20 protein-coding genes, 1 pseudogene and 1 other annotated feature are annotated in these 25893 nt (G+C 34.5%); of the genes and pseudogenes, 20 read left to right on the top strand and 1 reads right to left on the bottom strand.

What is annotated here, in order from left to right:
* Positions 1-7 precede the first annotated feature (7 nt).
* From ACX6U0_RS13465 to spoIID, 12 genes are all read left to right on the top strand, one after another.
* Positions 8-1108, top strand: coding sequence for an NADH-quinone oxidoreductase subunit D (locus ACX6U0_RS13465; protein WP_464960422.1), 1101 nt, complete (start codon positions 8-10; stop codon positions 1106-1108).
* Complete coding sequence (gene nuoH / locus ACX6U0_RS13470) at positions 1108-2109, top strand: NADH-quinone oxidoreductase subunit NuoH (protein ID WP_464960423.1); 1002 nt, start codon at positions 1108-1110, stop codon at positions 2107-2109. Before ACX6U0_RS13465 ends, nuoH begins: the two co-directional genes overlap by 1 nt.
* 31 nt (positions 2110-2140) lie before the next feature.
* Positions 2141-2560: an NADH-quinone oxidoreductase subunit NuoI gene (gene nuoI, locus ACX6U0_RS13475; protein WP_088001364.1), complete on the top strand. Its 420-nt coding sequence runs from the start codon at positions 2141-2143 to the stop codon at positions 2558-2560.
* Positions 2557-3075: an NADH-quinone oxidoreductase subunit J gene (locus ACX6U0_RS13480; protein WP_088001362.1), complete on the top strand. Its 519-nt coding sequence runs from the start codon at positions 2557-2559 to the stop codon at positions 3073-3075. The genes nuoI and ACX6U0_RS13480 overlap by 4 nt, the downstream gene beginning before the upstream one ends.
* A complete protein-coding gene (gene nuoK / locus ACX6U0_RS13485) occupies positions 3072-3386 on the top strand; it encodes an NADH-quinone oxidoreductase subunit NuoK (protein WP_088041657.1) in 315 nt (104 codons plus the stop codon). The genes ACX6U0_RS13480 and nuoK overlap by 4 nt, the downstream gene beginning before the upstream one ends.
* Positions 3387-3403: 17 nt before the next feature.
* Positions 3404-5260 (top strand): NADH-quinone oxidoreductase subunit L, encoded by a 1857-nt coding sequence (gene nuoL, locus ACX6U0_RS13490; protein WP_464960424.1) that lies wholly within the window; start codon positions 3404-3406, stop codon positions 5258-5260.
* Positions 5260-6768: a complex I subunit 4 family protein gene (locus tag ACX6U0_RS13495; protein WP_464960526.1), complete on the top strand. Its 1509-nt coding sequence runs from the start codon at positions 5260-5262 to the stop codon at positions 6766-6768. Before nuoL ends, ACX6U0_RS13495 begins: the two co-directional genes overlap by 1 nt.
* A gap of 3 nt (positions 6769-6771) precedes the next feature.
* A complete protein-coding gene (gene nuoN, locus ACX6U0_RS13500; RefSeq protein WP_464960425.1) occupies positions 6772-8268 on the top strand; it encodes an NADH-quinone oxidoreductase subunit NuoN in 1497 nt (498 codons plus the stop codon).
* A gap of 79 nt (positions 8269-8347) precedes the next feature.
* Positions 8348-8584 (top strand): DUF1146 family protein, encoded by a 237-nt coding sequence (locus tag ACX6U0_RS13505; RefSeq protein ID WP_464960426.1) that lies wholly within the window; start codon positions 8348-8350, stop codon positions 8582-8584.
* 80 nt (positions 8585-8664) lie between these two features.
* Entirely contained in the window at positions 8665-9384 is a 720-nt protein-coding gene (locus tag ACX6U0_RS13510; protein ID WP_464960427.1) for a YwmB family TATA-box binding protein, read from the top strand.
* A 32-nt stretch (positions 9385-9416) separates the two neighbouring features.
* Positions 9417-10721, top strand: coding sequence for a UDP-N-acetylglucosamine 1-carboxyvinyltransferase (murA, locus tag ACX6U0_RS13515; protein WP_464960428.1), 1305 nt, complete (start codon positions 9417-9419; stop codon positions 10719-10721).
* A 320-nt stretch (positions 10722-11041) separates the two neighbouring features.
* Positions 11042-12073 (top strand): stage II sporulation protein D, encoded by a 1032-nt coding sequence (gene spoIID, locus ACX6U0_RS13520; protein WP_464960429.1) that lies wholly within the window; start codon positions 11042-11044, stop codon positions 12071-12073.
* Positions 12074-12132: 59 nt separating this feature from the next.
* Here spoIID and ACX6U0_RS13525 read toward each other — a convergent pair whose 3' ends face one another.
* Entirely contained in the window at positions 12133-13752 is a 1620-nt protein-coding gene (locus ACX6U0_RS13525; protein ID WP_464960430.1) for a peptide ABC transporter substrate-binding protein, read from the bottom strand.
* A gap of 44 nt (positions 13753-13796) precedes the next feature.
* Positions 13797-14097 (bottom strand) — a binding site (T-box leader).
* Between the two features lie 335 nt (positions 14098-14432).
* Here ACX6U0_RS13525 and ACX6U0_RS13530 point away from each other — a divergent pair.
* The 8 genes and pseudogenes from ACX6U0_RS13530 to ACX6U0_RS13565 all read left to right on the top strand — a co-directional run bounded on the left by ACX6U0_RS13530 (position 14433) and on the right by ACX6U0_RS13565 (position 25892).
* Positions 14433-15230 carry a peptidoglycan DD-metalloendopeptidase family protein gene (locus ACX6U0_RS13530; protein ID WP_464960431.1) on the top strand — a complete coding sequence of 266 codons (798 nt, stop codon included), beginning with the start codon at positions 14433-14435 and terminating at the stop codon, positions 15228-15230.
* Between the two features lie 291 nt (positions 15231-15521).
* Positions 15522-15791 carry a sporulation transcriptional regulator SpoIIID gene (gene spoIIID / locus ACX6U0_RS13535; RefSeq protein WP_088001342.1) on the top strand — a complete coding sequence of 90 codons (270 nt, stop codon included), beginning with the start codon at positions 15522-15524 and terminating at the stop codon, positions 15789-15791.
* 157 nt (positions 15792-15948) lie between these two features.
* The gene (gene mreB / locus ACX6U0_RS13540) at positions 15949-16950 is read left to right on the top strand and encodes a rod shape-determining protein (protein WP_088001340.1); all 1002 of its coding nucleotides are present in this window, start codon (positions 15949-15951) and stop codon (positions 16948-16950) included.
* 468 nt (positions 16951-17418) lie between these two features.
* Entirely contained in the window at positions 17419-20076 is a 2658-nt protein-coding gene (locus ACX6U0_RS13545; protein WP_464960432.1) for a hemoblobin-interacting domain-containing protein, read from the top strand.
* 40 nt (positions 20077-20116) lie between these two features.
* Positions 20117-22282, top strand: coding sequence for a cohesin domain-containing protein (locus ACX6U0_RS13550; RefSeq protein ID WP_464960433.1), 2166 nt, complete (start codon positions 20117-20119; stop codon positions 22280-22282).
* A 286-nt stretch (positions 22283-22568) separates the two neighbouring features.
* Positions 22569-22748: pseudogene (locus ACX6U0_RS13555) on the top strand (sugar phosphate nucleotidyltransferase); the annotation flags it as partial.
* 102 nt (positions 22749-22850) lie between these two features.
* A complete protein-coding gene (locus ACX6U0_RS13560; protein ID WP_464960434.1) occupies positions 22851-24185 on the top strand; it encodes a UDP-glucose dehydrogenase family protein in 1335 nt (444 codons plus the stop codon).
* 183 nt (positions 24186-24368) lie between these two features.
* Positions 24369-25892 (top strand): spore germination protein, encoded by a 1524-nt coding sequence (locus ACX6U0_RS13565; RefSeq protein WP_464960435.1) that lies wholly within the window; start codon positions 24369-24371, stop codon positions 25890-25892.
* Position 25893 lies beyond the last annotated feature (1 nt).

Here is a 25893-nt window from a genome sequence, read left to right on the forward strand (position 1 = left end):
ATAAGCCATGATACGTACGGAAGAAATGCTATTAAATGTTGGACCTCAGCATCCTAGTACACACGGTGTATTTCGACTTGTGTTAAAGATTGATGGAGAGATCATTAAAGAAGCAACTCCAGTCATCGGTTATCTACACCGAGGCACTGAAAAAATCGCTGAAAATCTTCAATATACACAAATCATTCCATATACAGACCGAATGGATTATCTTTCTGCTATGACAAATAACTATGTCATTTGCCATGCAGTTGAAACAATGATGGACATTAAGGTTCCTGATCGTGCAGAATACCTACGCGTTATTTCTATGGAATTAGGAAGAATTGCGAGTCACTTAGTTTGGTGGGGTACAAACCTTCTAGATATAGGTGCAGTTAGTCCATTTCTATATGCATTCCGCGAACGCGAAATGATCATCAATCTATTAAATGAGCTTTGTGGAGCTAGATTAACATTTAACTACATGCGAGTTGGTGGAGTGAAATGGGATGCTCCAGAAGGATGGATTGAAAAGGTTGAAGAATTTATTCCATATATGAGAGAACAGTTAAAGGGATATCATGATCTTGTTTCTGGAAATGAAATCTTTATTAATCGTGTAAAAGGCGTGGGTGCTTATACACAAGAAGAAGCTATTAATTACTCATTAAGTGGCGCAAACCTTCGTTGTACTGGTATTAAATATGATCTGCGTAAAGATGCACCGTATTCTATTTACGATCGTTTTGACTTTGATGTACCAGTTGGAACAGTCGGGGATGCATGGGACCGCTATATGTGTAGAATGCTAGAAATTGAAGAATCACTGAAAATTTTAGAACAAGCCGTTGCACAGTTCCCTGAAGAAGGAGACATTTTAGCGAAGGTTCCTAAAATCATTAAAGCTCCTAAAGGTGAAGGCTATGTAAGAATTGAATCTCCTCGTGGAGAAATTGGTTGTTATATTGCTAGTGATGGCAAAAAAGAACCATATCGTTTGAAGTTTAGACGACCATCTTTCTATAACTTACAAATTCTTCCGAAACTATTAGAGGGAGAAAATATAGCAAACTTAATTACTATTTTAGGTGGTATTGATATTGTACTTGGGGAGGTAGACGGTTAATGATTGAAAATCTACTACAGAGTACACCGAATTGGATCAATTTTCTCGTTTATTTAGGTTTAGGCGTTATTTTTCTATTTGTTGTTTTAGGGTTCGTAACCTTTGGAATTCTATCAGAACGTAAAGTTATGGGTTTTATGCAAGGTCGTATTGGTCCAAACCAAGTTGGTGGAAAATACGGATTGCTTCAAACAGTAGCTGACGTTTTAAAACTTTTACTGAAAGAAGATACAATTCCGAAAGCAGCAGATAAGCCTTTATTCTTACTTGCACCAATTATTGCATTTGCTCCTGCATTTATGGTTTTAGCAACTTTACCATTTACAGAGAACTTACAATTTGCAGATATTGGCGTCGGCTTACTTTATTACATTGCAGTATCCGGACTAACAACAGTAGGTGTTGTTACGGCTGGTTGGGCATCAAATAATAAATATTCACTTATTGGTGGTATGCGTGCAGCAGCACAAATGATTTCTTATGAAATTCCACTTGTAATGAGTGTTCTAGGCGTTATTTTATTAACAGGAAGCTTAAATTTAAATGATATCGTCAATGCACAAGATAATGTATGGTTTATTGTTACACAACCAATTGCGTTTATCGTTTTCTTAATTGCTGCAGTTGCAGAATTAAATCGTACACCATTTGACTTACCTGAAGCAGAATCTGAGTTAGTTGCAGGTTACCATACAGAGTTTTCAGGTTTCCGATGGGCATTCTTTATGTTATCTGAATATGTTTACTTCTTTGCAATGTGTTCATTAATAACAGTTCTATTTTTAGGTGGCTGGAAACCAATTGTCTTCTTAGACTTTATTCCAGGTGCAGTTTGGTTCTCATTAAAATTTAGTGCAGTACTATACTTATTAATTTGGTTCCGTGTAACGTTCCCACGTTTAAGAGCTGACCAATTAATGGAGTTCGGTTGGAAAGTATTATTACCAGTTTCATTAGCAAATATCGTTATTACAGCTTTAGTGAAAAGCTTATTCTACTAAACTAGAAGACCAATCTAAAGGGGTGTGAGTCATGATTGGGTTAGTAAAAGGACTAAAATATACGCTTCAAAACTTAACGCGCGAGAAAGTAACATATGATTATCCAAATCAATCGATTCCGTTACCAGATCGTTTTCGTGGTATTCAAAAGTTTTATCCAGAGAAATGTATCGTTTGTAACCAATGTTCAGCAATCTGTCCAACAGACTGTATTACATTAACTGGTAAAAAACATCCGGATCCTACGAAAAAAGGTAAAATTATCGACACATATGATATCAATTTTGAGATTTGTATCTTATGTGATTTATGTACAGAGGTTTGTCCTACTGAAGCAATCATTATGACAAACAACTTTGAACTAGCTGAATATTCACGTGATGAGTTATTTAAAGACTTACAATGGCTTGATGAAAATGACCAAAACATTCGAAAGGAGAATAAAGCATGAGTGGTTTTGTAGTTGCTTTCTTTCTTCTTTCTTTGGCAGCAATTTTAGGTGGCGTAATGATGTTAAACTCAACGAAGGTTATGCATATGATGCTTTCACTTGTTTTGACATTCATTAGTATTGCAGGGATTTATGTTCTCCTATCAGCGGAGTTTGTAGCCGTTGTACAAATCTTGATCTACTCAGGTGCAATTACAATTCTTATGATTTTCGGAATCATGTTAACAAAACATGATGTTGAAAGTGAAAAACCTAAAAGAAATTGGCGTAATATTGCTTCATTAATTGGCGTTGTTGCATTTGGGGTAGTTATATTTCTAGGAATAAACGGACTTTCAATTGATAGTCAAGACGTTGATTTAGCAACAAATAATACGAAAAATATTGGATTACAATTGTTTTCGAATTATGTAGTGCCATTTGAAGTAATGTCTGTTTTATTATTAATCGCTTTAGTAGGAGCGATTATATTAGCAAAATCTGATGATTCAAAAGAGGAGGGTACGAAGGAATGAATTCAGTTCCAATAAATGCTTATCTTCTTTTAGCTCTAATTTTATTTTGTATCGGATTGTACGGTGCATTAACGAAACGTAATACAGTAATCGTGTTAATTTGTATCGAGCTAATGTTAAATGCAGCAAACATTAATTTAGTTGCATTTAGTAAATTAGGTGTTACACCATCATTAACTGGACAAATTTTCTCTTTATTTACAATCTCAGTAGCGGCTGCTGAAGCGGCTGTTGGCGTTGCAATACTGATTGCTTGGTATCGTCATCGTCAAACTGTCAATATTGATGAAGCTGATTCATTGAAAAGATAACTAGGAGGTGGAATTTGATGATGCAGTATGCTTGGCTAGTTCCGGTACTTCCGCTAATTTCTTTTCTAATCCTTATATTAGCAGGTACAAAAGGTAAGAAAAGTAGTGGGTTATTAGGGGCAGCTTTAACAGGAATCTCATTCATCATCTCCTTGTTCGTCTTATTTGACCGTCTACAAGGGGAAACAGTACAAGAATTATATACTTGGTTAACAATTGGTAATATAGAAGTACATGTGGGATATGTTGTCAATGCACTCAACGCATTAATGTTAGTCATCGTAACATTTGTCAGTACGTTAGTACATATCTATTCCACAGCATATATGGAAGACGATGATCGTATAACAGTATTCTTTGCTTACCTTGGGTTATTTACATTTGCGATGTTAGCACTTGTAATATCACCTAGTATTCTACAACTTTATATTTTCTGGGAATTAGTAGGATTAGGTTCATTCTTACTAGTAGGTTTCTACTTTTATAAAGAAGAAGCGAAGGCAGCAGCAAAAAAAGCGTTCATTATGACAAGAATAGGGGACGTTGGTTTATTCATTGGGATGGTCCTTTTATTTTGGAAAACAAAGAGCTTTGATTTTGATCAAATCTTTAAAGTAATCCAAGACGGACAAGTAAGTACAGGAATGTTGACACTTATTGCCATTTTAATTTTTATTGGGGCGATGGGGAAATCTGGTCAATTTCCACTTCATACTTGGTTACCGGATGCAATGGAAGGTCCAACGCCAGTATCAGCTTTAATTCACGCAGCAACGATGGTAGCTGCAGGGGTTTACTTGGTTGCGACTTCTTATCCAATCTTTATTGCAAGTGAAACAGCATTAACTGTTGTGGCAGTTGTTGGTGGATTTACAGCTATATTTGCAGCAAGTATTGGTTTAGTTCAAAGAGATATAAAACGAGTATTAGCTTATTCTACTGTGAGTCAATTAGGGTACATGATGCTTGCGCTTGGAGTAGGTGGTTATACAGCAAGTATTTTCCACTTAACAACTCATGCATTCTTTAAAGCATTATTGTTCTTAGCAGCAGGTAGTGTAATCCATGCTGTTCACACACAAGATATTTTCAAAATGGGTGGACTTCGCCAGAAGATGAAGTGGACGTCTACTTTATTCTTAATCGGTACATTAGCAATTACAGGTGTTCCTTTACTATCAGGCTTCTTTAGTAAAGATGAAATTTTAGCTGCAACTTGGTCAAATGGAAATTATGTTTTATTCATCATTGCACTAACAGCAGCATTTTTCACATCATTTTATATGTTCCGTTTATTTTTCCTAGTTTTCACTGGAGAAGAAAAAACGAAAGGTGCTCATGAATCGCCAATGTCAATGGTTATACCAATGTCACTATTAGGCGTACTTGCAATATTTGCAGGTTATATCAATACACCATTCTTTGGCCGATATTTAAATGAGTTTTTAGTTGAGGATGTACCATTTACAATAACTGAGCATAGTCATGAACCAGTTTGGATTATGATCGTTGCAACGTTAGTATCACTTGCAGGTATAACACTTGCTTATTCTATGTATGGCAGTAAAGCGAAGAAATCAGTTCAAGAAGAAAACGGGTTATTCTATGAAATTCTTCTTAACAAATACTATGTTGATGAACTATACAACGTAACGATTGTAAAAGGTATGTTTGCAATTGGTCATGTGATGTATGCGATTGAACGATTTGTCATTGAGGGAATTGCGATTGTCGTAAAAGGAATTGTGAGTACAGTTGGTAGTATCGGTTCTCGACTTCAAAGTGGCCAAGTCCAAACATATGGCTTTATTACATTGTTAGGTCTTGCTCTTATTTTATTAACATTAGTTGTGACAGGGGGGTACAACTTATGATGAGTTCTCAATTTTTATTATGGGTTGTTTTCTCACCTCTATTAGGTTTACTACTTGTAACGTTTGCGCCAAAGACTTCTTACAAGCTTTGGGCGCTGGCAACAGCGGTTTTAACATTTGTATTAACAGCAATCACATACATTGCTGGTCAAAATCATTCTAATTTACAAGATTGGAATATTTCATACGAATGGTTTTCGTTTGGAAAATTCTTTGCAGAGTCAACTAGATTATTTGAAGTGAAATTTGAACTTGGTGTAGATGGATTATCTTTAGTAATGATTTTACTTACAGGTGTCATCTCACTAATTTCTGTTATTGCAGGTTATTCGATTAATAAAGGTTCAAGAAGCTTTTATCAATTGTTATTTATCCTACAAGTTGGTATGTATGGCGTATTTGCTTCTCAAAATTTAGTATTATTCTTCTTATTTTTCGAATTAACACTTGTTCCAATGTTCTTCTTAATCGGAAGATGGGGACGTTTTGATAGCGAGCGAGCTGGTTACCAATTCTTAATCTATAACGGATTAGGATCAGCATTTTTATTATTTGTCATTGCTGTATTATTCGCTCGAACTGGGACTACAAATTATGCTGATTTAGCGAATATCATTCCAGTTGGTTACAATACAATTAGCCCAATTTCAGACAAACTAAAAATGGGACTGCTAGTTTGTTTATTAATTGCTTTTGCAATCAAATTACCATTATTCCCGTTCCATCGTTGGATGGTGAATGTGCATACACAGGCAAATCCTGCTGTTGTTATTATTCACGCGGGTATTCTATTAAAAATTGGAACATATGGTTTAATTCGTTTTGCATTAGGAATTTTCCCAGAACAATTTGATAAAATGTCAGTAGCTCTAGCGATTATTGGGGTAGTAAATTTACTTTATGGAGCTTATATTGCATTAACTCAAAAAGATTTACGTTCAGTATTAGCTTATTCAAGTTTTTCACATATGGGGATTGTCATCATCGGACTTGCAGCAATGAATAGTGCTGGGATCCAAGGGGCAATTTTTCAATCTGTTTCTCACGGTTTAATAGCTGCACTTCTATTCTTACTTGTTGGTATGTTAGAAAATCGTGGAGATACAACCAGTTTTGATAAAATTACCGGTTTAGCAAAATCTACTCCAAGATTGGCAGGATTATTATTATTTGGTGGTATGGCTTCACTAGGATTACCTGGTTTATCAGGCTTTGTTGGAGAATGGCTATCGTTTGTAGGTTTATTCCAAAGTCATAAAATTATTGCAGCTGTAGGTACTTTAGGTATCATTTTAACAGCGGCGTATATTTTAAGAGCAATTCTTGCACTAAGCTTTGGAAAAAATAGTGAATTTGTTTCATCATTTACTGATTTATCAAAAAGCGAAGCAATCGCGTCGGTAATTTTAGTCATTGCGATTATAGGGCTTGGTGTATATCCTGCTCTTGTAAATGACATGATTTTATCATCAGTGGACTTTATCATTCAAGGGATTCGAGGTGTATAGAAGATGACATGGAAAGCATTATCTGAATTTCAATGGGAATCAATGGGTCCAGAGATCATTCTAATAGCTGCCGCACTTCTTCTATTAGTTCTTGAACTGGTATTGCCTAAAAACGTAAGTCGTAAAGTAATCGGTTGGGTAGGATTATTCAGTGTTGTAGCAGCATTTGTATGGCTTATCACTCTATATAATCATGAACCAGTCAATTTATTATTTGGCACTTTCAAGCTTGATTCATTTTCACTTGTTTTTAAATCAATATTGTTAATTGGTGCAATTTTAGTATTGTTACTTGCTTTAGGAGATGATACGATCTCTGAGCAGTCAGAATACTACACATTATTTATTACTGCATTAATTGGAACAATGTATATGGCTTCAAGTAGTGATTTAATTACGTTATTTGTTGGTTTAGAGCTTCTTTCAATTTCTTCTTATATTTTAGTAGGAATTCAAAAAAGACGAGCAGGTTCTTCTGAGGCTGCACTTAAATACGTAATAAACGGTGGTATTTCAACTGCTATTACATTATTCGGCTTAAGCTATACTTATGGCTTAACTGGTACGACAAACATCACAGAGATGAATCTAGCGCTTTCTCAGGGGGTTGCTAGTAGTAATGAGTTTTTATTAATCATTGCATTCGTTTTAGTATTTGTTGGCTTGTCATTCAAATTAGCATCTGTACCGTTCCATATGTGGGCACCAGATGTTTATGAAGGGGCACCAACTCCTGTAACAGCATTTTTAGCAACAGTTTCAAAAACTGGTGGCTTTATCATAGTTTTACGTATATTCCTATCGATTTTCACAGGCGCATTACTGATGGAAGAGCAAAAATCAGTATTTGAAGTAATGCAGCCGGTTGTTGGTGTATTAGCAGCACTTTCAATGATTGTAGGGAATACAATTGCTTTAAAACAAAATAATTTAAAACGTATGTTAGCATACTCAGGTATCGCACATGGTGGTTATGTACTTGTTGCATTTTTAAGTATTTCTCCATTTATGTTTGAAAGTATTTGGTTCTACTTATTAGCTTATACATTCATGACAATGGGTATTTTAACGATCGTTTATAATGTACAACAGCAAAGAGGTTCTGACTCGCTTACAGCATTTGCAGGACTTGTTAAAACAAATCCTTCTATAGCAATTGCAATGACAATTTTTGTATTATCATTAGCGGGGATACCATTAACTTCAGGTTTCATCGGAAAATTAAATATCTTTATGGGGGCTTTTGTTCCAGTAAAAGGATTTTATGTACTTGGTGGAATTTTACTATTAACGACAGTGATCTCTTATTTTTACTATTTTGGGATTTTACAAAATGTATTCTTCAGAAGCGGCGAAGAACGTCCAGTTGTTCTGCCAAAAACACATATCCTTGTTGTAATCATTTGTGTGATCATGACTGTTGCACTTGGAATCAAACCATCTTTAGCGTATGATGTATTCCATCAGTTAGAAATTGTAAAAGATTTCTTCCAAGCTTAAAATGAATGTAATATGAATGAAAGTGTAGGGTTACTCCTACACTTTTTCTTTTTAGTTTAGCGAAAAAGGAGGGAAAATGATGAAAACATTACTTGGCACAGAGGCTTTATTAGCAATTATTGTCAATTTAGTCTTCATTATTTTAACTTGGTGGGCATTAACAGCAATTAAGTGGGAAAGTATTATGAAAAAAGGTCATGTTCCACAAATTCGACTATTTATGGTCCTATTAACAATCACAATTTCGTCATCTGTAAGTAGTTTTTTCTTAAATTATTTACAGTATGCAAAAGACCTCACATTTTTGTTGAAATAATTTGTCAGAAGATGTGTTACGATACATCGTATAAACCCCTCTCTACCTGTTAAAAATGAAAGTAGGAGAGGGGATTTTTTATGAAAAAAATATTCTATTTATTTTTAATTACGATTAGTGTAGCATCAGTAATGTTCTTTAATATAAATAAAACCGGTATGGCAGAATCGGGAGTTGGCCAATTAAATCGTTTTGCAGATGTATTAAATAAAAAAGACATTTCCATTACAAGTTGGAATTTATATGCAAGAGAAGCTAAAATAAATACTTCGGCAACTGAAGTAATGAAAAAGTATAAAAATAATTTTAAAAATTTCAAATGGTCTATAGATAATGAAAAAAATAAAATAATTGGTGTTTCCAATCATACTTTTGTCACAGAACGACTTGTTGTTACATCTACTAGTGACAATAGTAGTTATGTTATTTATGAATTAACTGGGACTAAATGGGACCAACGAACTGAAAAAGAAACAAAAAATCTAATTGAACAATCACTGGAAAATATTTTTAATGAAGAACCTACTTTTTTTACTTGTATTAAAGGGACAATGGGTGGTAAACTTGAAGGTGTTTTGCAGGGTATAAAAAATGATTTTTTGGATACATTCAAAGCAACAAAAATTGAAGAAATAAAAGAAGGGGCATTCGTCTCTGTCTCAGCATATACTGAACAGTGGAATGACGCTCTAGTTGCAAATGGCAAAAAAATTAATTTACAAATTGCAATTCGTGAAAACAATGTTGATGAATCAAAAACAATTATTATTGGAACACCGATTATAACAGTAGAATATTGATAGATCTATTTTAGGACACGGAGGGGAAAAGCTTGGATAAAATCATTGTCCGTGGCGGGAAACAGCTTCAAGGCACTGTACGTGTAGAAGGTGCAAAAAATGCTGTCTTACCAGTTCTTGCTGCAGCGCTACTAGCTAGTGAAGGAAAAAATATAATTCATGACGTACCAACTCTATCTGATGTTTACACAATTAACGAAGTTCTTCGTAATTTAAATACAGAAGTTGAGTTCACAAACAATACAGTAACTGTTGATGCTTCAAAAGATTTACATGTTGAAGCACCATTTGAATATGTTCGTAAAATGCGAGCATCTATTCTTGTAATGGGACCACTATTAGCGAGGAACGGTCATGCTCGTGTTGCATTACCTGGTGGATGTGCAATCGGTTCTAGACCAATTGAACAACATTTAAAAGGATTTGAAGCAATGGGTGCTCAAATTACGGTTGGAAATGGTTTTGTTGAAGCAAAATCTAATGGCCGTTTAAAAGGAGCTAAAATCTATTTAGATTTCCCAAGTGTTGGTGCGACTGAAAATATTATGTCTGCTGCTTCTCTAGCTGAAGGTACAACAGTAATTGAAAATGCTGCAAAAGAACCAGAAATCGTTGATCTTGCAAACTTTATCAATTCAATGGGTGGAAAAGTTCGTGGTGCCGGTACAGGTACAATTCGTATAGAAGGTGTACCAACATTATTTGGTACAACTCATCACATAATTCCAGACCGTGTAGAAGCAGGGACATTTATGGTAGCTGCTGCTATTACGAATGGTAATGTATTAATTGAAAATGCAGTTCCAGAGCATTTAAGCTCAGTTGTAGCGAAAATGCGTGAAATGGGCGTTACAATTATCGAGGAAGAAGAAGGTCTTCGAGTGATTGGAACGGATAATTTAAAACCTGTAGACATTAAAACAATGCCTCATCCAGGCTTCCCAACAGATATGCAATCTCAAATGATGGCACTTCTATTAAAAGCTAACGGAACAGGCATGATTACTGAAACAGTATTCGAAAATCGTTTCATGCACGTTGAAGAATTTAGACGCATGAATGCAAATATTAAAATTGAAGGTCGTTCTACAATTATCCATGGACCAAACAATCTTCAAGGAGCAGAAGTAGCTGCAACAGATTTACGTGCTGCTGCATCATTAATCCTTGCTGGACTTGTAGTTGACGGATATACACGTGTAACAGAATTAAAACACTTAGATCGTGGATATGTAAACTTCCATGAAAAGCTTGCTGCACTTGGAGCGGACATTGAACGTGTAAACGAACCAAGCACAGCAATTGAAGAAGAAACACTGAAAGACTTACAAGCGTAAACTTAAAAACAATGATGAAATGCCTGGCACTATGTGTTTCCCCACATGGAGTCGGGCATTTTTATTTTACATGCGAATAGGAATAATGGCGAAAAGAATGTAGTTATTTGCATGTAAACTTTAATCAACTTTCTACTATACAGTTATAGGCAAAAATCCTATAAAATATTCTAAAAATAATGAAAAAGAAAAATCTTTACATACTAACAACTTGCGAAAATTGTTCTAAATGCTTGTCCATGTTCATAAATTAGCTCTAGAACGGCAATTAGATGTAAATTGCCAGGGAATGCTTTTTGGAAATGGATAGGAGGAAAAGAATGAAATCATTTAAAACATTAATTACTGCAGGATTAACAACATGCTCAGTCGTAATTATTTTACCAACATTGCTAGTTCTTCCGTTTCATAGCCAGACGGATGGTAAATTAACAGATCAATTACAGTACAATGCGAATCAAGTGGAAGCAGCAAGTAAAAATAAAAATGAACTAGTAGAAATATCTGTTTATCGAACGAAAACGAAAAAAGTTGAAAAACTTCCAATTGAAGAATATGTTTTAGGTGTCGTAGCGTCAGAAATGCCTGCTATATTTGAGCCAGAAGCATTAAAGGCTCAGAGCTTGAGTGCAAGGACATTTATTGTAAAACGTTTAGAAGAGGGTACCGAATTAGATGAAGGTGGAATTGTAAATGATACAGTCCAATACCAAGTATTCCAAGATCGTGATGATTTAAAAAAGAAATTTGGAGCAGAATATGATTCGAAAATAAAGAAGCTTGAAGATGCAGTAAAAGCCACAGAGGGTCAAATTATAACATACGATGGACAACCTATTACAGCATCATTCTTCTCCTCAAGTAATGGTTATACGGAGAATTCAGAAGAATACTGGAAAAATAGTCTACCATACTTAAAAAGTGTTGCTAGTCCTTGGGATTCTGTTGCACCAAATTATATAGCGAAAAAAGCATTCTCTGTAAAAGAATTCGAATTAAAACTTGGAATTACGCTAACCTCTAAATCAAGTGTTGGAAAAGTTATTTCCAGAACGAAAAGTAATAGAGTAGAACAAGTAGCTTTTGGTAAGACAATTCTAACAGGAAAAGAAATTCGAGAAAAATTAGAGCTACGATCAACTGACTTTTCATGGGAAAGAAAAGATGATCAAATTATCATCACAACAAAGGGTTATGGTCACGGGGTTGGAATGAGCCAATACGGTGCAAATGAAATGGCGAAACAAGGGAAGCTATACGATGAAATTGTAAAGTACTATTATAAAGATATAGATATTACATCGTTAAATAAAAAAGACTTTGAAGTACTGAGTACAGCTGCAAAGAAATAAGTGAACAAAAAAACAGACCTTAATTGGTCTGTTTTTTTATTGATTCATCTTCTACTTCATTACTGCTTATTTGCATATTTGTAATAGAAATAACCAACAAAAGGTCTTACTTTAATCCCTGTGACTGATTCCTTTTGAAGGTATACATATCCAGCTTGATAGATTGGTGCGATAACTGCATCTTGTAACAGGATGTCTTCAGCTTTATGAAGTAACTCAGCGCGTTCAGTTTCATTCTGAATGCTAACTGTATTCGCCTGGAGTAATAAGTCATCATATTGTTTATTACTGTAATTTAGTACGTTTAAAGCTGATTTAGATGTAAATAGTTCTAAATAAGTTGTAGGATCTGGATAATCTGCACCCCATGTATCTAAAGATAAGTCATAATCACTTTGTTGTCGTAATTCAAATTTCTGTTGAGCCGGTTGTACAATAATATCAACTGATAGGCCTTGTAAATTTGATTCTAGTTGGGATTTAATGTACTCACCTAATTTACGAGACGTATTACTATCGTTAACTAATAAAGAAAGTGAGACAGTAGATTTTCCACTTTCTGATAATGCTTCTTTAAAAAGTGACTGTGCTTTCGATAGTTCAACAGATGATGAGTGTTTCGTAGAACTGACAAAATCCTTTCCTTTTGAATCCTTTACAAGCCCTTTTGGGATAATTCGATCAGTTGGGATTGAGCCGTCGTTTAATAACACTGTACTAATATCTTCTTTATTGAATGCATTCGAAATTGCTTTACGAGCTTTACTGTTTGCTAATAATGGATTTTGTTGATTAAAGCTAATATAAGAAATAATTGGCATTGCTAACTTTTGTAATTCTTGATTGTCTTTAAAACGGTCAATCACACTTGAGTCAATAATTGCTTGGTCCAGTTCCCCAGTTTCATATAAATTTACTGCAGTTGTTGTTTCCTTCATTACTTTAACGTCAATCTCATTTACTTTCACATTCTTTTTATCGTAGTATTGATCATTCTTTTTCATTGAAAATCCTGAACCATGATCCCAATTACTAACAACATAAGGTCCATTATATAAAGTTGTACTTGCCTCTAGCCCGTATCGATCGCCTTGTTCTTTAACGAATTTCTCGTTTAAAGGGAAATACATAGGTAAGCTTGTTAATTGGATAAAATAAGGAATTGCACGCTCTAATTTTATTTCAAGCGTTTGATCATCTAAGGCAGTCACACCAAGTTTATTAACAGGAAGCTTTCCTTGATTAATTTCTTGGGCATTTTCAATATCATATAAATCGTAAGCAAATTGCGCTTTCGTTTTTGGATCAATTGCTCTTTTCATTGCAAATACAAAATCTTGAGCAGTTACTTTATCGCCATTTGAGTATTTAGTATCTCTTAATGTGAATGTATAAACCTTACCATCTTTACTGACTGTATGAGATTTAGCGGCTGCTGGTACATATTCCCCTTTATCATTAGGCATATAAAGACCTTCCATGACACTATTTAATGCATTTAAAGAAGGTCCATCTAAAGCAAGTGAACTATCTAGACTAACAATATCGGAAGTATCCATTAATCGTAGTGTCTGATCTTTAGATGTATTTTGAACTTGAGTTCCTTGATTGCTACATGCTGTTAATGTTAGAGAAAGTAATATAGTGAATGTAATAAAGCTTTTTTTATTGATGAACATCTTTATCTCTCCTTTTTTGGACACAAAAAGAGTCCCCGCCTTATAAAAAGGACGAGGACTCCCGTGGTGCCACCTTAATTAGTCTAATACCGTATTAGACTCACTTTGCAGTATCAAAACAAATGGATCTACAACTACTTGTGACAAACAAAAAGCAGTATCGAAACATATGTTTGAATACCTGTCTCTTTTATCGGTGAGACGTCCGCCAAAGCCTACTGCACAGATTGTGGTTCGGTTTGGCTGCTCAGAAGCCCATTCAAAAATATGTCCGTACTGACTCGCACCAACCGTCAGCTCTCTGAAACATTCATATAGTCTACTCTTCTTCATCATTGCAGAAATTTATTTTAAACAAAAATTAATAATAGTTAAATTTATCGATCTAGCCATTTTAAAATGTCTAACAAGCTTGTAGTGTGATTATATTTTGAATGAAAATAAAATGCAAGAGAAATATTCTTCCATTTTCATATTTACATAAATATAGTTATCCACAAAAGTTGTGTATAACTAGTATGAATCTGTGTATAACTCGGCTACAATTGTTAATATTTAACGGATAAATTGTGGATTAGATGGTAGTATTTAGAAAAATAAGAATTTTGTCGAATTAAAATTTTCTAAATTGCGTATATAATTTCTGGAATCTGTTGACAATGATTGCAGAGGTGATAAGGATGAGAGAGGAACAAAACAAAAAGACTTCTCAAAAAGTTGTGAAAATGTTAAGAAAGCGTTGGGTAGTACCAGCAATTTATTTAGTGAGTGCAGCAGTTATTTTAACAGGTGCTTTATGGTATCAGTATAGTAATGCTCCTACTCCAACAAAACAAACTGGAACAGCAATTGACACAAATGAGCCAGATGCAGTACCGGTAACAAAAACTGAAGAAAAACTAACATATCCTGTTGCAAAGGATACGACAGTTCAAGTGAAGAGTCATTTCTATGATGATTCAGCTTCAAAGGATCAACAACAGCAATCTTTAATTCTAGTGGATGGTTCAACTTACGCAATCAACACAGGTATGGATTTAGCAGATAAAAATGGTAAGGAGTTTGGAGTAACAGCTGCATTAAGTGGTACAGTTACAAAAGCTCAAAAGGATGCTGAACTTGGTTATGTTGTGGAAGTAGATAATGGAAATGGTTTAGTTTCTTACTACCAAAGCTTGAAGTCAATCAGTGTTGAAGAAGGATCAAAAGTAACGCAAGGACAAGCTCTAGGTGTTGCTGGAACATCATTAATCGGTAAAGAAAATGGCGTACACGTTCATTTTGAATTACGTAAAGATGGCGTAGCAATTAATCCTGAGAAATATCAAGGTCAAGATGTATCTGCAATTATCAATGCTGAAAATTCAAAAAGTGAAGCAAAAGATTCAGATACAATGAACACATCTGGAAACGTTTCTGATACAGAATCAGGAGAAGAAAATTCTGATTCAACTGATGAGAATACTGACTCAAACTAAATTCAATCATCAATTTTAAGCAATTCACAAAGTGCCCAACACAGGGGATTCAGATCCCATATGTGTTGGGCGCTTGTTTTTTTCTGACAATTGTGCATAGTTATTAGGTTTTGCTAATACAATGTTATAAACCCATCAAAGAGGTGTTTGAGGTGAGGGATCGTGGATTTTCTACCTAGTCAAAATAAATGTACCTCAGCAGGTCAGTCAGAGCAGGAAAACGAGCAGCTTAGTCAGTCAAAACGAGTCTCATTTCACGCTTCTCACATCCAATTCGAGGAGGAGAGTAGTGTGCACGATTACATCAAAGAGAGAACAATCAAGATAGGGAAATATATCGTGGAGACGAAGAAAACAGTACGTGTAATTGCAAAAGAATTTGGTGTGTCAAAAAGTACAGTACACAAAGATTTAACAGAACGCCTTCCGGAAATTAATCCGGATTTGGCAAATGAGGTAAAAGAAATTCTAGATTATCACAAATCAATTCGTCATTTACGCGGTGGAGAAGCAACAAAGCAAAAGTATCAAAAAGAAGACGTTGAAAAGGTAATAAAGTAGAGATTGGCGAGCCTTGAAAACAAAATTAGAAATATTTAACCTCCTGTTCACAATAAATTAATTACTAAAAGCAGTCTTTTATGGTAAAATTATATTTTGGTATAACACGTATTCGGAACTGCTCATGAGTATAGTGAATAAGGAGGAGCCAAAAAGAATGTTTTCTAAGGATATCGGGATAGATCTTGGTACAGCCAATGTCTTAATACATGTAAAAGGTAAAGGAATCGTTTTAAACGAGCCTTCTGTAGTTGCAATTGAACGTAATAGCGGAAAAGTATTAGCAGTAGGTGAAGAAGCAAGCCGCATGGTAGGTCGTACACCTGGTAATATTGTTGCAATTCGTCCGTTAAAAGACGGCGTTATTGCTGACTTTGATATTACAGAAGCAATGCTACGTTATTTTATTAATAAATTAGATGTAAAAGGATTTATGTCAAAACCGCGTATTTTGATTTGTTGTCCAACAAACATTACGTCTGTTGAACAAAAAGCAATTCGTGAAGCTGCTGAAAAAAGCGGTGGTAAACAAGTTTATTTAGAGGAAGAACCAAAGGTTGCGGCTATTGGAGCTGGAATGGATATATTCCAACCAAGCGGTAACATGGTAATTGATATTGGCGGTGGGACAACCGATATTGCTGTATTGTCTATGGGAGATATCGTCACCGCCTCTTCAATTAAAATGGCAGGGGACAAGTTTGATATGGAGATTTTAAACTATATTAAACGCGAGTATAAACTGCTAATTGGTGAGCGTACTGCTGAACAAATTAAAATTGAAGTAGGAACAGTTTTCCCAGGTGCACGAAACGAATCAATCGATATTCGTGGACGTGATATGGTAACTGGACTACCTCGTACAATTACTGTATATTCTGACGAAATTCAACGTGCTTTAAGTGAACCAGTTTATTTAATTGTACAAGCTGCAAAAACTGTTTTAGAACGTACACCGCCAGAATTATCTGCTGATATTATTGATCGCGGGGTTATCTTAACAGGTGGTGGAGCACTTCTTCATGGTATTGATACATTACTAGCTGAAGAATTAAAAGTTCCTGTTTTTATTGCTGAAGATCCAATGCAATGTGTAGCGGTAGGTACTGGTATCATGCTTGAAAACATTGATAAAATTCCAAGTCGTTATTTAAAATAATCTATTTTAAAATCTCGAGCCTTATGCTCGAGATTTTTTTTGTGAAATGATCCATGACCACAAACTTTCCTTCATATAAAAAATCCTCATTTTAGTTGTTGATAAAAAGAATACCCATTAGAAAATTATTATTATTCAAAAGTAAAGATTATACTGGTTTATTTAAAAATAGTCCATTTAGCCTGTTTTTTATGCCCAGCTTCTGAATTTATTCAATTTCAAAATATATCACCGATATATTTTGAGTAATCGTTTATTATTATGCATTTCTTTATATTTCCTAATAATTGGTGCAAGAAATAAATGAAAGAAATTTTATCATCCTGGAGATGATTCTACAACATGCTGTTAGAAGCTAAGGAAGAATTATAAATGTTTTGTAGGTCTAAACACCTATGATTAATATACTATTTTAGTTTGAAAAAGCCTTTTCAGCTTTAATAGACTAATTCATTGAGGGGAAAAGAAATGAAAAAAATAAAAAAGTATGCCCTATCTAAAATTGGAAGAAATGCGATCTGTATGACTTTAGTTGTTTCAATGGTAAATGGCGCAATTGCAAATGCTGACCCTGTAGGAGATCCGTCATTTATCTTAAAAGGTGATGTAATAGTGGCTGATGACCTAAAGTGGGTATCATCTAGTTTACAAACAGACCACAATGTATTATCAATCGATTTAACCCAGCATTTTAATCAATTACTTGATGCAAATTCATTGAGTATAACTGGCACTTCAAGTGATACAAACATAGCTACTAGTTCTATATCAGGGAAGTTACTTCATCTTGTTTTACATTCAGCTGGAACGGCTACCATATCAATTACTGGTACAGATCAAAGTGGGAAAACTTTAACTGATCGTTTTAATGTTACGGTGACGAAAACTGGTGATACAGACGGCGATGGGATTATTACGCCCGCAGATTCATTATTTATCTATAAAGTAATCAGTAATAAAGTCCAGTTAAGCGATGACGAAAAGAAATTAGTAGATATCGATGGCGATGGTCAGATTACTGCTAAAGATGCAACAGCTGTCATGAATGCTTACAATGGCAAGGCAAGTATTATTCAAAATAACCAATATTATATTACATTGAAAGATGTAAATGACTCACCTGAGGCATTTAATATTCAAGTGTATGGCAGTATGAAGGTTGGCCAAACACTTACTGGTACATATGAGTACATGGATATTGAAAACGATACTGAAGCGGGGACTAGCTACCAATGGTATAGAAGTAATTATTCAGATGGACAAGGTAAAGTTGCTATTGCCGGAGCTACTGCTTCAACTTATAAACTTACAGAAGAGGACTCTGGAAAGTACTTGTCCTTTGAAGTAATACCAGGTTCATCAAATGGAATGGGTTCGGCATACATTAGCCAAACAACAGATAAAATTGTTAACTTAGCACCACTTCTTCAAGGTTTCACTTGGACACAAGGTAGTGTAGCGGGAGCAACAAAAGCTACTGCGATTCCAAATGGGGAATTAAAGTATCTCATTCAATATGATGATCAAATGGAACGTCCATTCGAAGGTGATGTAGCAGATGCTTATACGAATTCGTTAACAGTAGGCTCAGATATTCTGGCAACATTAGATGCGAGAATCTATATCGTTTCAGTAGATAGTAATAACAAGATAACTGGTTGGGCGAAAGAATCTGTAGATGCTCAAAATGTGAAGAAAAAAACGCCACCAACATTAGCTGCTGATAATAGCATCAATCATGTTGGAAAGGAAATAGCAGTTACTTTCAATGATGACCAAAATTGGGTATCAGGAATAAAAGAAATAACGATTGATCATAATCTTGTCAAACCAGAAGATTATTCAATTGCGAACGGTACAATCACATTTGATAAAGCACTCTTTACTTCTTTAGGAGACTATCAAATTAACATTTCTTCCACAAACTATGAGGATGCTAGTATCAAACAAACAATTGAAGCTAATGAAGCACCGAGTGTGAGTCAGGTTAAAATAACGGGAAGTTTGCAAGTTGGCAAAACCATTACTAGTTCATATCAATATAATGATATTGAAGATGATCTTGAAGGTAATTCAACTTACCAATGGTATCGCTCAGATCTTGCCGATGGTTCTGATAAGGTTGCAATCGTAGGTGCTAATTCAAAAGAATATTTATTACAAAACGAAGATGAAGATAAATTTATGACTGTTGAAGTTACGCCAGTTGCATCATCTGGATTCGCGACAGGTAGTTCAGTATTAAGTGAGACAACTGAAAAAATAACACTTCCTGTTAACGTTTCGCTAACTGCTACTACTGATCCAGCACCTTTAGATGAATCTAACTTAAATGCTGCATTCATTAACTTAACACTTACTGGAAATACAATAGACAGTACTACGGTGATGGATGACATAATCCTAAATAATGCACCTCAAGGTTTAATAGCTTATGTAGCTCCAATGGATGAAAATAATGTGATACTACAACTAGATTATGAAGATGGAACAGATTTCGATCAGGATATATCAAACTTTAGTGTAACGATAAAGGGTGGCTCTTTAAGTGGTGGTCAAGATGTTACAACAGACAATATGATGATTAAAGCAATTAATGAATCAAATACACCAACTGCATTTATTTCTGAATATCTATATGGAGGTAATGGAAATATCGCAATCGAACTATCAAATGTTGATGATGTTTTCGCAAGGAAAGGTAACAGCTACACACTTGAACTGCACCAGTGGAATAAAAGTTTAAATAAAAAGACGGTTACTACTGTTGATCTTTTTGAGAATCAGGATACAGGTTATCTATGGTCAAATCCTTATATCATAATTGATAGAATAGCATATAGCATCATGGATGATACAACGATTGCATATTACAATAATGAAGCTGATTTAAGTATCAATGTGACGAATCTTGCATTTGTACTAAAAAGAGATGGACAAGTTGTTGATGTACTTGGTGATATGAATGCGGCATCTAACACAAGCCCTGCAATTATATCCACTATCGGAAAAACAATGATTCGAAAACCTGGTTTTTATGGAGGTTCTACTACTTATTATCAATATCAATGGAAAACAATTAATACAGATATTTATAAATTTTTAGGAAACCATCAGGCGAAGTAGGTACGTTTATAGAAAAAGAAAAACTAGGGGGACGAATAGATTGATAGATAACATCAAACAAAGAAGAACTTTACATTCAATCCTAACAATTATTATTTTAATTGCTACAATTTCTTCAATACCATATAGTTCAAAAGCACTTTCACTTTTGAAAAAGGACGGAATGACGGTTACGGTTGGGTCGATTCAGGGGTATATTGGCCAAACTGTTGAAGTTCCAGTATCTGTGGAGAACCAAACAGAAGGAATTGCATCATACGGGATGAAGTTTGCATTTGATAAGGATGCAATAGAAATAGAAAGCATTACACCAGAGCATGGAAATGCAAATGAACTTGAATGTTCCACTGATGATTTAGGATGTTTCTTTACAAACATTGATAACAAAGAAGGTAAATTAAATATCGCTTGGGTAGATTCTTCTGGTGGAGATCATCCAATTTATGATGAAAAACCATTATTTATAATAAAGGTTAAAATTAAATCATCATCATCAAAAGACATATTACCATTAACGATTGATACAAAAAATCCTGAAAACTTAATCTTTACAAATATAGAGAATAAAATGATCGATACGACTTTCAATGAAGGTAAGTTGACAATCTTAAGCCCATCATCATCAACTGGTCCTAAAGTAGAAGAGATCTTAGTAGATGTTGAAGGTGGAAAAGATGATCAAGTAGAGTCAGTTGTGAAATTACCAGTAAAACGTTCAACTGAATCTAACGGTAAAGTGAAGGATGAAGTTAACTTCACTTCTGAACAAGCACAAGAATCTCTTAAAAAGATAGAACAACTTGGCGGAAATACCGCAAAGATAGTATTACCTGATCAGCAGGATCTTGTTTCTGAAGTAAAAGTAAATGTTCCTAAAAGTGCTGTACAAAGTTTATCAAATAAAGAAGTTAATCTAGAGCTATACACAGATTCGGCTAAGATTTTCATTCCGAATGCCTCTTTGGGAACATTTGAGGATGATTTATACTTCCGTATGATCCCTGTTAAAAAAGAAGAGGATAAACAAGAAATTAAACAACGTGCATTAGAAGAAGACATAGTGCAAGTAGCTTCAGGAGATAAAGAAGTTAAAATATTAGGAAGACCAATGGTCATTGAAACAAATATGGAAAATCGTCCTGTCACTTTAACGATGCCTCTACCTAATTTTCCATCAAGTGCAACTGAACAAACAGAGATGTTTAAACATTTAGTCGTTTATATTGAACATGATGATGGAACAAAGGAAATCGTAAAAGGAAAATTAACTGCATACAAAAATGGAGAAAAAGGTATATCATTCGGGGTAAATAAATTCAGTACATTTACTGTTTTATATATGGAAAATGTAAATGAAGGTAATACGAACGTTGTACCAACAGCTTCTAAAGTAAAAATCGTGGGTAGTCCAACAATCAACACTACATTAAAAGGACAATTTTCATACTTTGATAAGGACGATGACGTGCAAGGTATGTCTACATTTAAATGGTACCGTGCGGATAATGCAAAAGGAACAAATAAGAAAGTCATTTCTGGCGCAACAAAATCTACTTATAAATTAATGAATGTAGATAAAGGGAAATACATTGCATTTGAGATTACACCAATTGCAAAAACTGGTAACACGAAAGGGAAGGCAGTCATTAGTTCTTTCGTAGGACCGGTTAAAATACCAAATAATATCCCTGTGGCAAAATACTTAAAAATTGAAGGAAATACTTCAGTTAATAATGTATTAACTGCGAAATATGTTTATAAAGACATTGAAGGGGATAAACAAGGAAAATCGATTATTAAATGGTATCGATTAGACCAAAAAACGAAGAAAAAACAATATATTGCGGGAGCTACAAAGTCTACTTATAAATTAACGAAAGCGGATCAAAATCAATACATTGGTTTTGAAGTAACACCTGTTGCAAAAACAGGAAATAAAACTGGTAAGAAAGTAATGAAAACTACTTCTTCAATTGTAAAACCAGAGATGAAGGGCCATTTTAAACTTGGCGTTATTAGTAATAAAGCATATGTAGAGAAGTTAGCAAATACAATCAAAAAGACGTATAAAGGCGATAATATTAGGGTGAAAAAAGAAGGCTCAAACTATCGTTTATATGCAGATTTTATTGATAAGAAACGTGCGAATCAAGTCGGAAAAGATATGATTAAAAAGAAATTAATTGTTGACTATTATGTTTTCTAATCAATGATAATTTTTTAAAAAAACTCAAGCAATGATGCTTGAGTTTTTTATTTGAATTGTAATCCTTATGTTTGAGTTTTGTAAAAAATAGATGAACTTGAAGGTTGTTAAATAACAAATAAAGAAGGGATAGATGTAAAGTTTTTCAAAAGCCAGTGATTGTAAAGATTACTTAAGTGATCTGTAAATTAGTGATGTTGGTGGTAGCCTGTTCATAAATTTAAGTACCAAAACTTCTTGAGGATTGAACGATGGTCAAACATACTTTATTGGGGAGCGAACGTAAATGAAGGTAAGAAAAGCAATTATTCCAGCTGCTGGACTTGGTACACGATTTTTACCTGCAACTAAAGAGATACCAAAGGAAATGTTACCAATTGTGAATAAAGCAACCATTCAATATATTGTTGAAGAGGCAGTTAAATCAGGAATTGAACCTCAATTAAGTTTGCAATGGAAAGCGAAGAATTTAAACACGATTTGATTCAATATCTTGAAGAAGTAGTCAGTCAAAACGGAAATGAAAAAACAGTTCACGTTGATTAATGATATAGGATGGGGATGGGGAATGAAGCAAATTATTGTTGCTGGTACAGGTTATGTTGGTCTTGCCACAGGTGTTTCATTTGCGACGGTTGGTTTTAAAGTTACCTGCGTTGATGTAGACATAAATAAAATCAATTTACTTCAAAAAGGCATTTGTCCTATCTATGAACCAGGCTTACAAGAAGCTTTATTGGAGAACATCATGCAAGAGCGGATAGATTTTACCACAAATATTGATCAAGCATATAGTAGAGCGGATGTCATATTTATTGCAGTTGGTACCCCGGAATTGCCCGATGGTACAGCCAATTTAACATATTTAAAAAAAGTGGCGAAAGATATAGCAATTAGAGCTTCAAAAGATTTAGTTGTGATCATTAAAAGTACAGTACCCGTTGGAACGAATGAAGTAGTGAAACAAATTTTGAAAGATTTTGCTCTTCCTCAACTCAAAATAGATGTTGTTTCAAACCCTGAATTTTTAAGAGAAGGATCAGCTTTACACGATATTTTCCACGGAGAACGGATTGTCATCGGTGCCGATCATCCTCAGACTGCTTCATACGTAGAGGAATTATATAAATCATTTAACCTGCCAACTTTCATAACAAGTGTTCGAAGTGCTGAAATGATTAAATATGCTTCTAATGCATTTTTAGCAACGAAAATTAGTTTTATAAATGAAATTGCTTCAATTTGTGAAGTAGTCGGTGCAGATGTAGAACAAGTAGCTCAAGGCATGGGGCTTGATCGTCGGATAGGGTCTCAATTTTTAAATGCAGGTATTGGATTTGGAGGTTCTTGTTTTCCAAAAGATACATCTGCGTTGATACAAAGCTCGGCGTTGGAGGGTTTAGAACTAAAACTTCTTAAAGCAGTCATTGACATAAATGAATATCAGCAATTGAAATTATATGAATTAGCAAAAGTTTATTTTGGCACATTGAAAGATAGACAGATAGCCATTTTAGGGGCTAGCTTTAAACCAAATACAAATGATATACGCCATGCACCTTCAATTGCTCTGATAAAAGCGTTATTAAAAGACGGAGTAAATATAACTGTATATGATCCAATCGCTCTACCAGAAGTAAAAAGAGAATTTGGAGATTTAGTGAAGTACTCCAATGAATTATATGAAGCTATTTCAAACAAAGATGCCGCATTAATTGTAACTGAATGGAATGAAATTGTTCGAGCAGAGCTCAGTCAATTTGAAACAAGAATGAAGTATCCACTTATATTTGATGGCCGAAATTGTTTTGAAATAGAAAAAGTTGAAAATACAAATATACAATATTATTCAATCGGCCGAAAACCAGTTAATGTTAATTTGCAAGTAGCACAGAAGCTATAGCGTACGAGAAAATAATAAATCAACCCTTGTTACATCAACATGTAGCAAGGGTTATTTTTATGCTCAAAAGGCTGGTTGAAACTAGTTGTAAATTAGCTTGGTTAGAATTCAATACATGAAATGAAAGAATTTGGAAAAAGTATAGAAATATAAAGCCATAAAAATTATGGACGGTGGTAACTAATGTTTAACTATAAAGAAACGAATAGTGCAGCAACGAATAGGAAAATTCCTTTTCAAAATAATATCTCTCGTTCCTTAAGTAAGGATATTTTAGAAAATATAAAACGAATTAAGGATGATTTTGGTGACAGTTCTGATTTGATTATCAGACATGAATCTCTTGGTGAAGGAATGCAGTATTCCTTTGCAATTATTCACATTGACGGAATTTCAAATGAAAAAATAGTCAATGAAGGAATCATTGAAAAAATCGTAAAAATTAATACAGAAAAAGAAACATCATTGTCTTTATCAGATTTAGAAAATGGTTTAAAGAGTATCATCTCAGTTTCTAGTTTAAAATCTCAATCGAGTTATACGAATCTCTTATCAGCGCTACTTCTAGGTGACACAATCATTCTTTTAGATCATGATACAAATTTCTTAGTTGCATGTACGAAAATGGTTCAATCTAGAAGTATATCGGAACCCTCTACACAAACAGTTATTAGAGGTCCAAAAGATAGCTTTACAGAAAGCTTACGTACGAACACTTCACTCATCCGAAATAGAATCCAACATCCGGCTCTTCGAATTGAATCGATGAAAATTGGTGAAATCACTAGAACAGATGTTGAAATCATGTATATTAAAGGTGTTGTTGACGAGAATTTATTAAAGGAAGTTAATCATCGTTTAGAGGCGATTAATGTAGATGAAATTCTTGAGTCGAGTTATATCGAAAATTATATTCAAAATGACCAAAAAACAATTTTTCCAACAATGCTACATACGGAACGACCTGATGCAGTAGTTGGAAATTTACTTGAAGGTCGAGTAGCCATTTTTACTGCGGGTACACCGTTTGTATTAATTTTACCTGCAACCTTCACACAGTTTTTTCAATCTCCCGAAGACTACTATCAAAGCTCATATATTGGAACATTCTTAAGGATTTTACGATATATGTCATTCTGGGTTGCCTTATTTGCACCCGCAATATTTATCGCGATTACTTCCTTTCATCAAGCGGTTATTCCAACTGTATTATTAGTAAGTTTAGCCGCACAACGGGAAGGTGTTCCCTTACCGGCCATTGTTGAAGCAATCGGAATGGAAATGGTTTTTGAGGTATTACGTGAAGCTGGTATTCGAATGCCTAGAGCGGTTGGCCAGGCGCTTTCTATTGTAGGAGCCTTGATTTTAGGGCAAGCCGCAGTTCAAGCGGGATTCGTATCGGCATCGATGGTTATCATTGTGTCAATCACCGCCATTGCGAGCTTTACAATTCCTTACTACAATATGTCAATTGCAGCGAGGATTCTAAGATTTATTTTATTATTAGCAGCAGCTTATATCGGTTTGTTTGGCATATTAATTGGTGGATTAATTATTCTAATGCATATGTGTAGCTTACGTTCTTTTGGGGAGCCTTATTTTGCGCCATTCGCTCCGTTTCGCTTAAGTAGTCAGAAGGATACAATTTTAGTTGTTCCTTCCCAAGGTAATACAAAATCAATTAAAGAACAAAGTAATGGGGAATAAA

The organism is Gottfriedia sp. ABJ_BB2_2, from assembly GCF_055484705.1.

Coding starts and splice junctions, on each gene's coding strand:
- ACX6U0_RS13510 (WP_464960427.1), top strand. CDS start 8,665: ATGAAAAAAATATTCTATTTATTTTTAATTACGATTAGTGTAGCATCA.
- nuoN (WP_464960425.1), top strand. CDS start 6,772: ATGACATGGAAAGCATTATCTGAATTTCAATGGGAATCAATGGGTCCA.
- ACX6U0_RS13560 (WP_464960434.1), top strand. CDS start 22,851: ATGAAGCAAATTATTGTTGCTGGTACAGGTTATGTTGGTCTTGCCACA.
- nuoH (WP_464960423.1), top strand. CDS start 1,108: ATGATTGAAAATCTACTACAGAGTACACCGAATTGGATCAATTTTCTC.
- ACX6U0_RS13525 (WP_464960430.1), bottom strand. CDS start 13,752: ATGTTCATCAATAAAAAAAGCTTTATTACATTCACTATATTACTTTCT.
- ACX6U0_RS13530 (WP_464960431.1), top strand. CDS start 14,433: ATGAGAGAGGAACAAAACAAAAAGACTTCTCAAAAAGTTGTGAAAATG.
- ACX6U0_RS13465 (WP_464960422.1), top strand. CDS start 8: ATGATACGTACGGAAGAAATGCTATTAAATGTTGGACCTCAGCATCCT.
- spoIID (WP_464960429.1), top strand. CDS start 11,042: ATGAAATCATTTAAAACATTAATTACTGCAGGATTAACAACATGCTCA.
- mreB (WP_088001340.1), top strand. CDS start 15,949: ATGTTTTCTAAGGATATCGGGATAGATCTTGGTACAGCCAATGTCTTA.
- nuoK (WP_088041657.1), top strand. CDS start 3,072: ATGAATTCAGTTCCAATAAATGCTTATCTTCTTTTAGCTCTAATTTTA.
- ACX6U0_RS13565 (WP_464960435.1), top strand. CDS start 24,369: ATGTTTAACTATAAAGAAACGAATAGTGCAGCAACGAATAGGAAAATT.
- ACX6U0_RS13545 (WP_464960432.1), top strand. CDS start 17,419: ATGAAAAAAATAAAAAAGTATGCCCTATCTAAAATTGGAAGAAATGCG.
- ACX6U0_RS13480 (WP_088001362.1), top strand. CDS start 2,557: ATGAGTGGTTTTGTAGTTGCTTTCTTTCTTCTTTCTTTGGCAGCAATT.
- nuoI (WP_088001364.1), top strand. CDS start 2,141: ATGATTGGGTTAGTAAAAGGACTAAAATATACGCTTCAAAACTTAACG.
- nuoL (WP_464960424.1), top strand. CDS start 3,404: ATGATGCAGTATGCTTGGCTAGTTCCGGTACTTCCGCTAATTTCTTTT.
- ACX6U0_RS13505 (WP_464960426.1), top strand. CDS start 8,348: ATGAAAACATTACTTGGCACAGAGGCTTTATTAGCAATTATTGTCAAT.
- ACX6U0_RS13495 (WP_464960526.1), top strand. CDS start 5,260: ATGAGTTCTCAATTTTTATTATGGGTTGTTTTCTCACCTCTATTAGGT.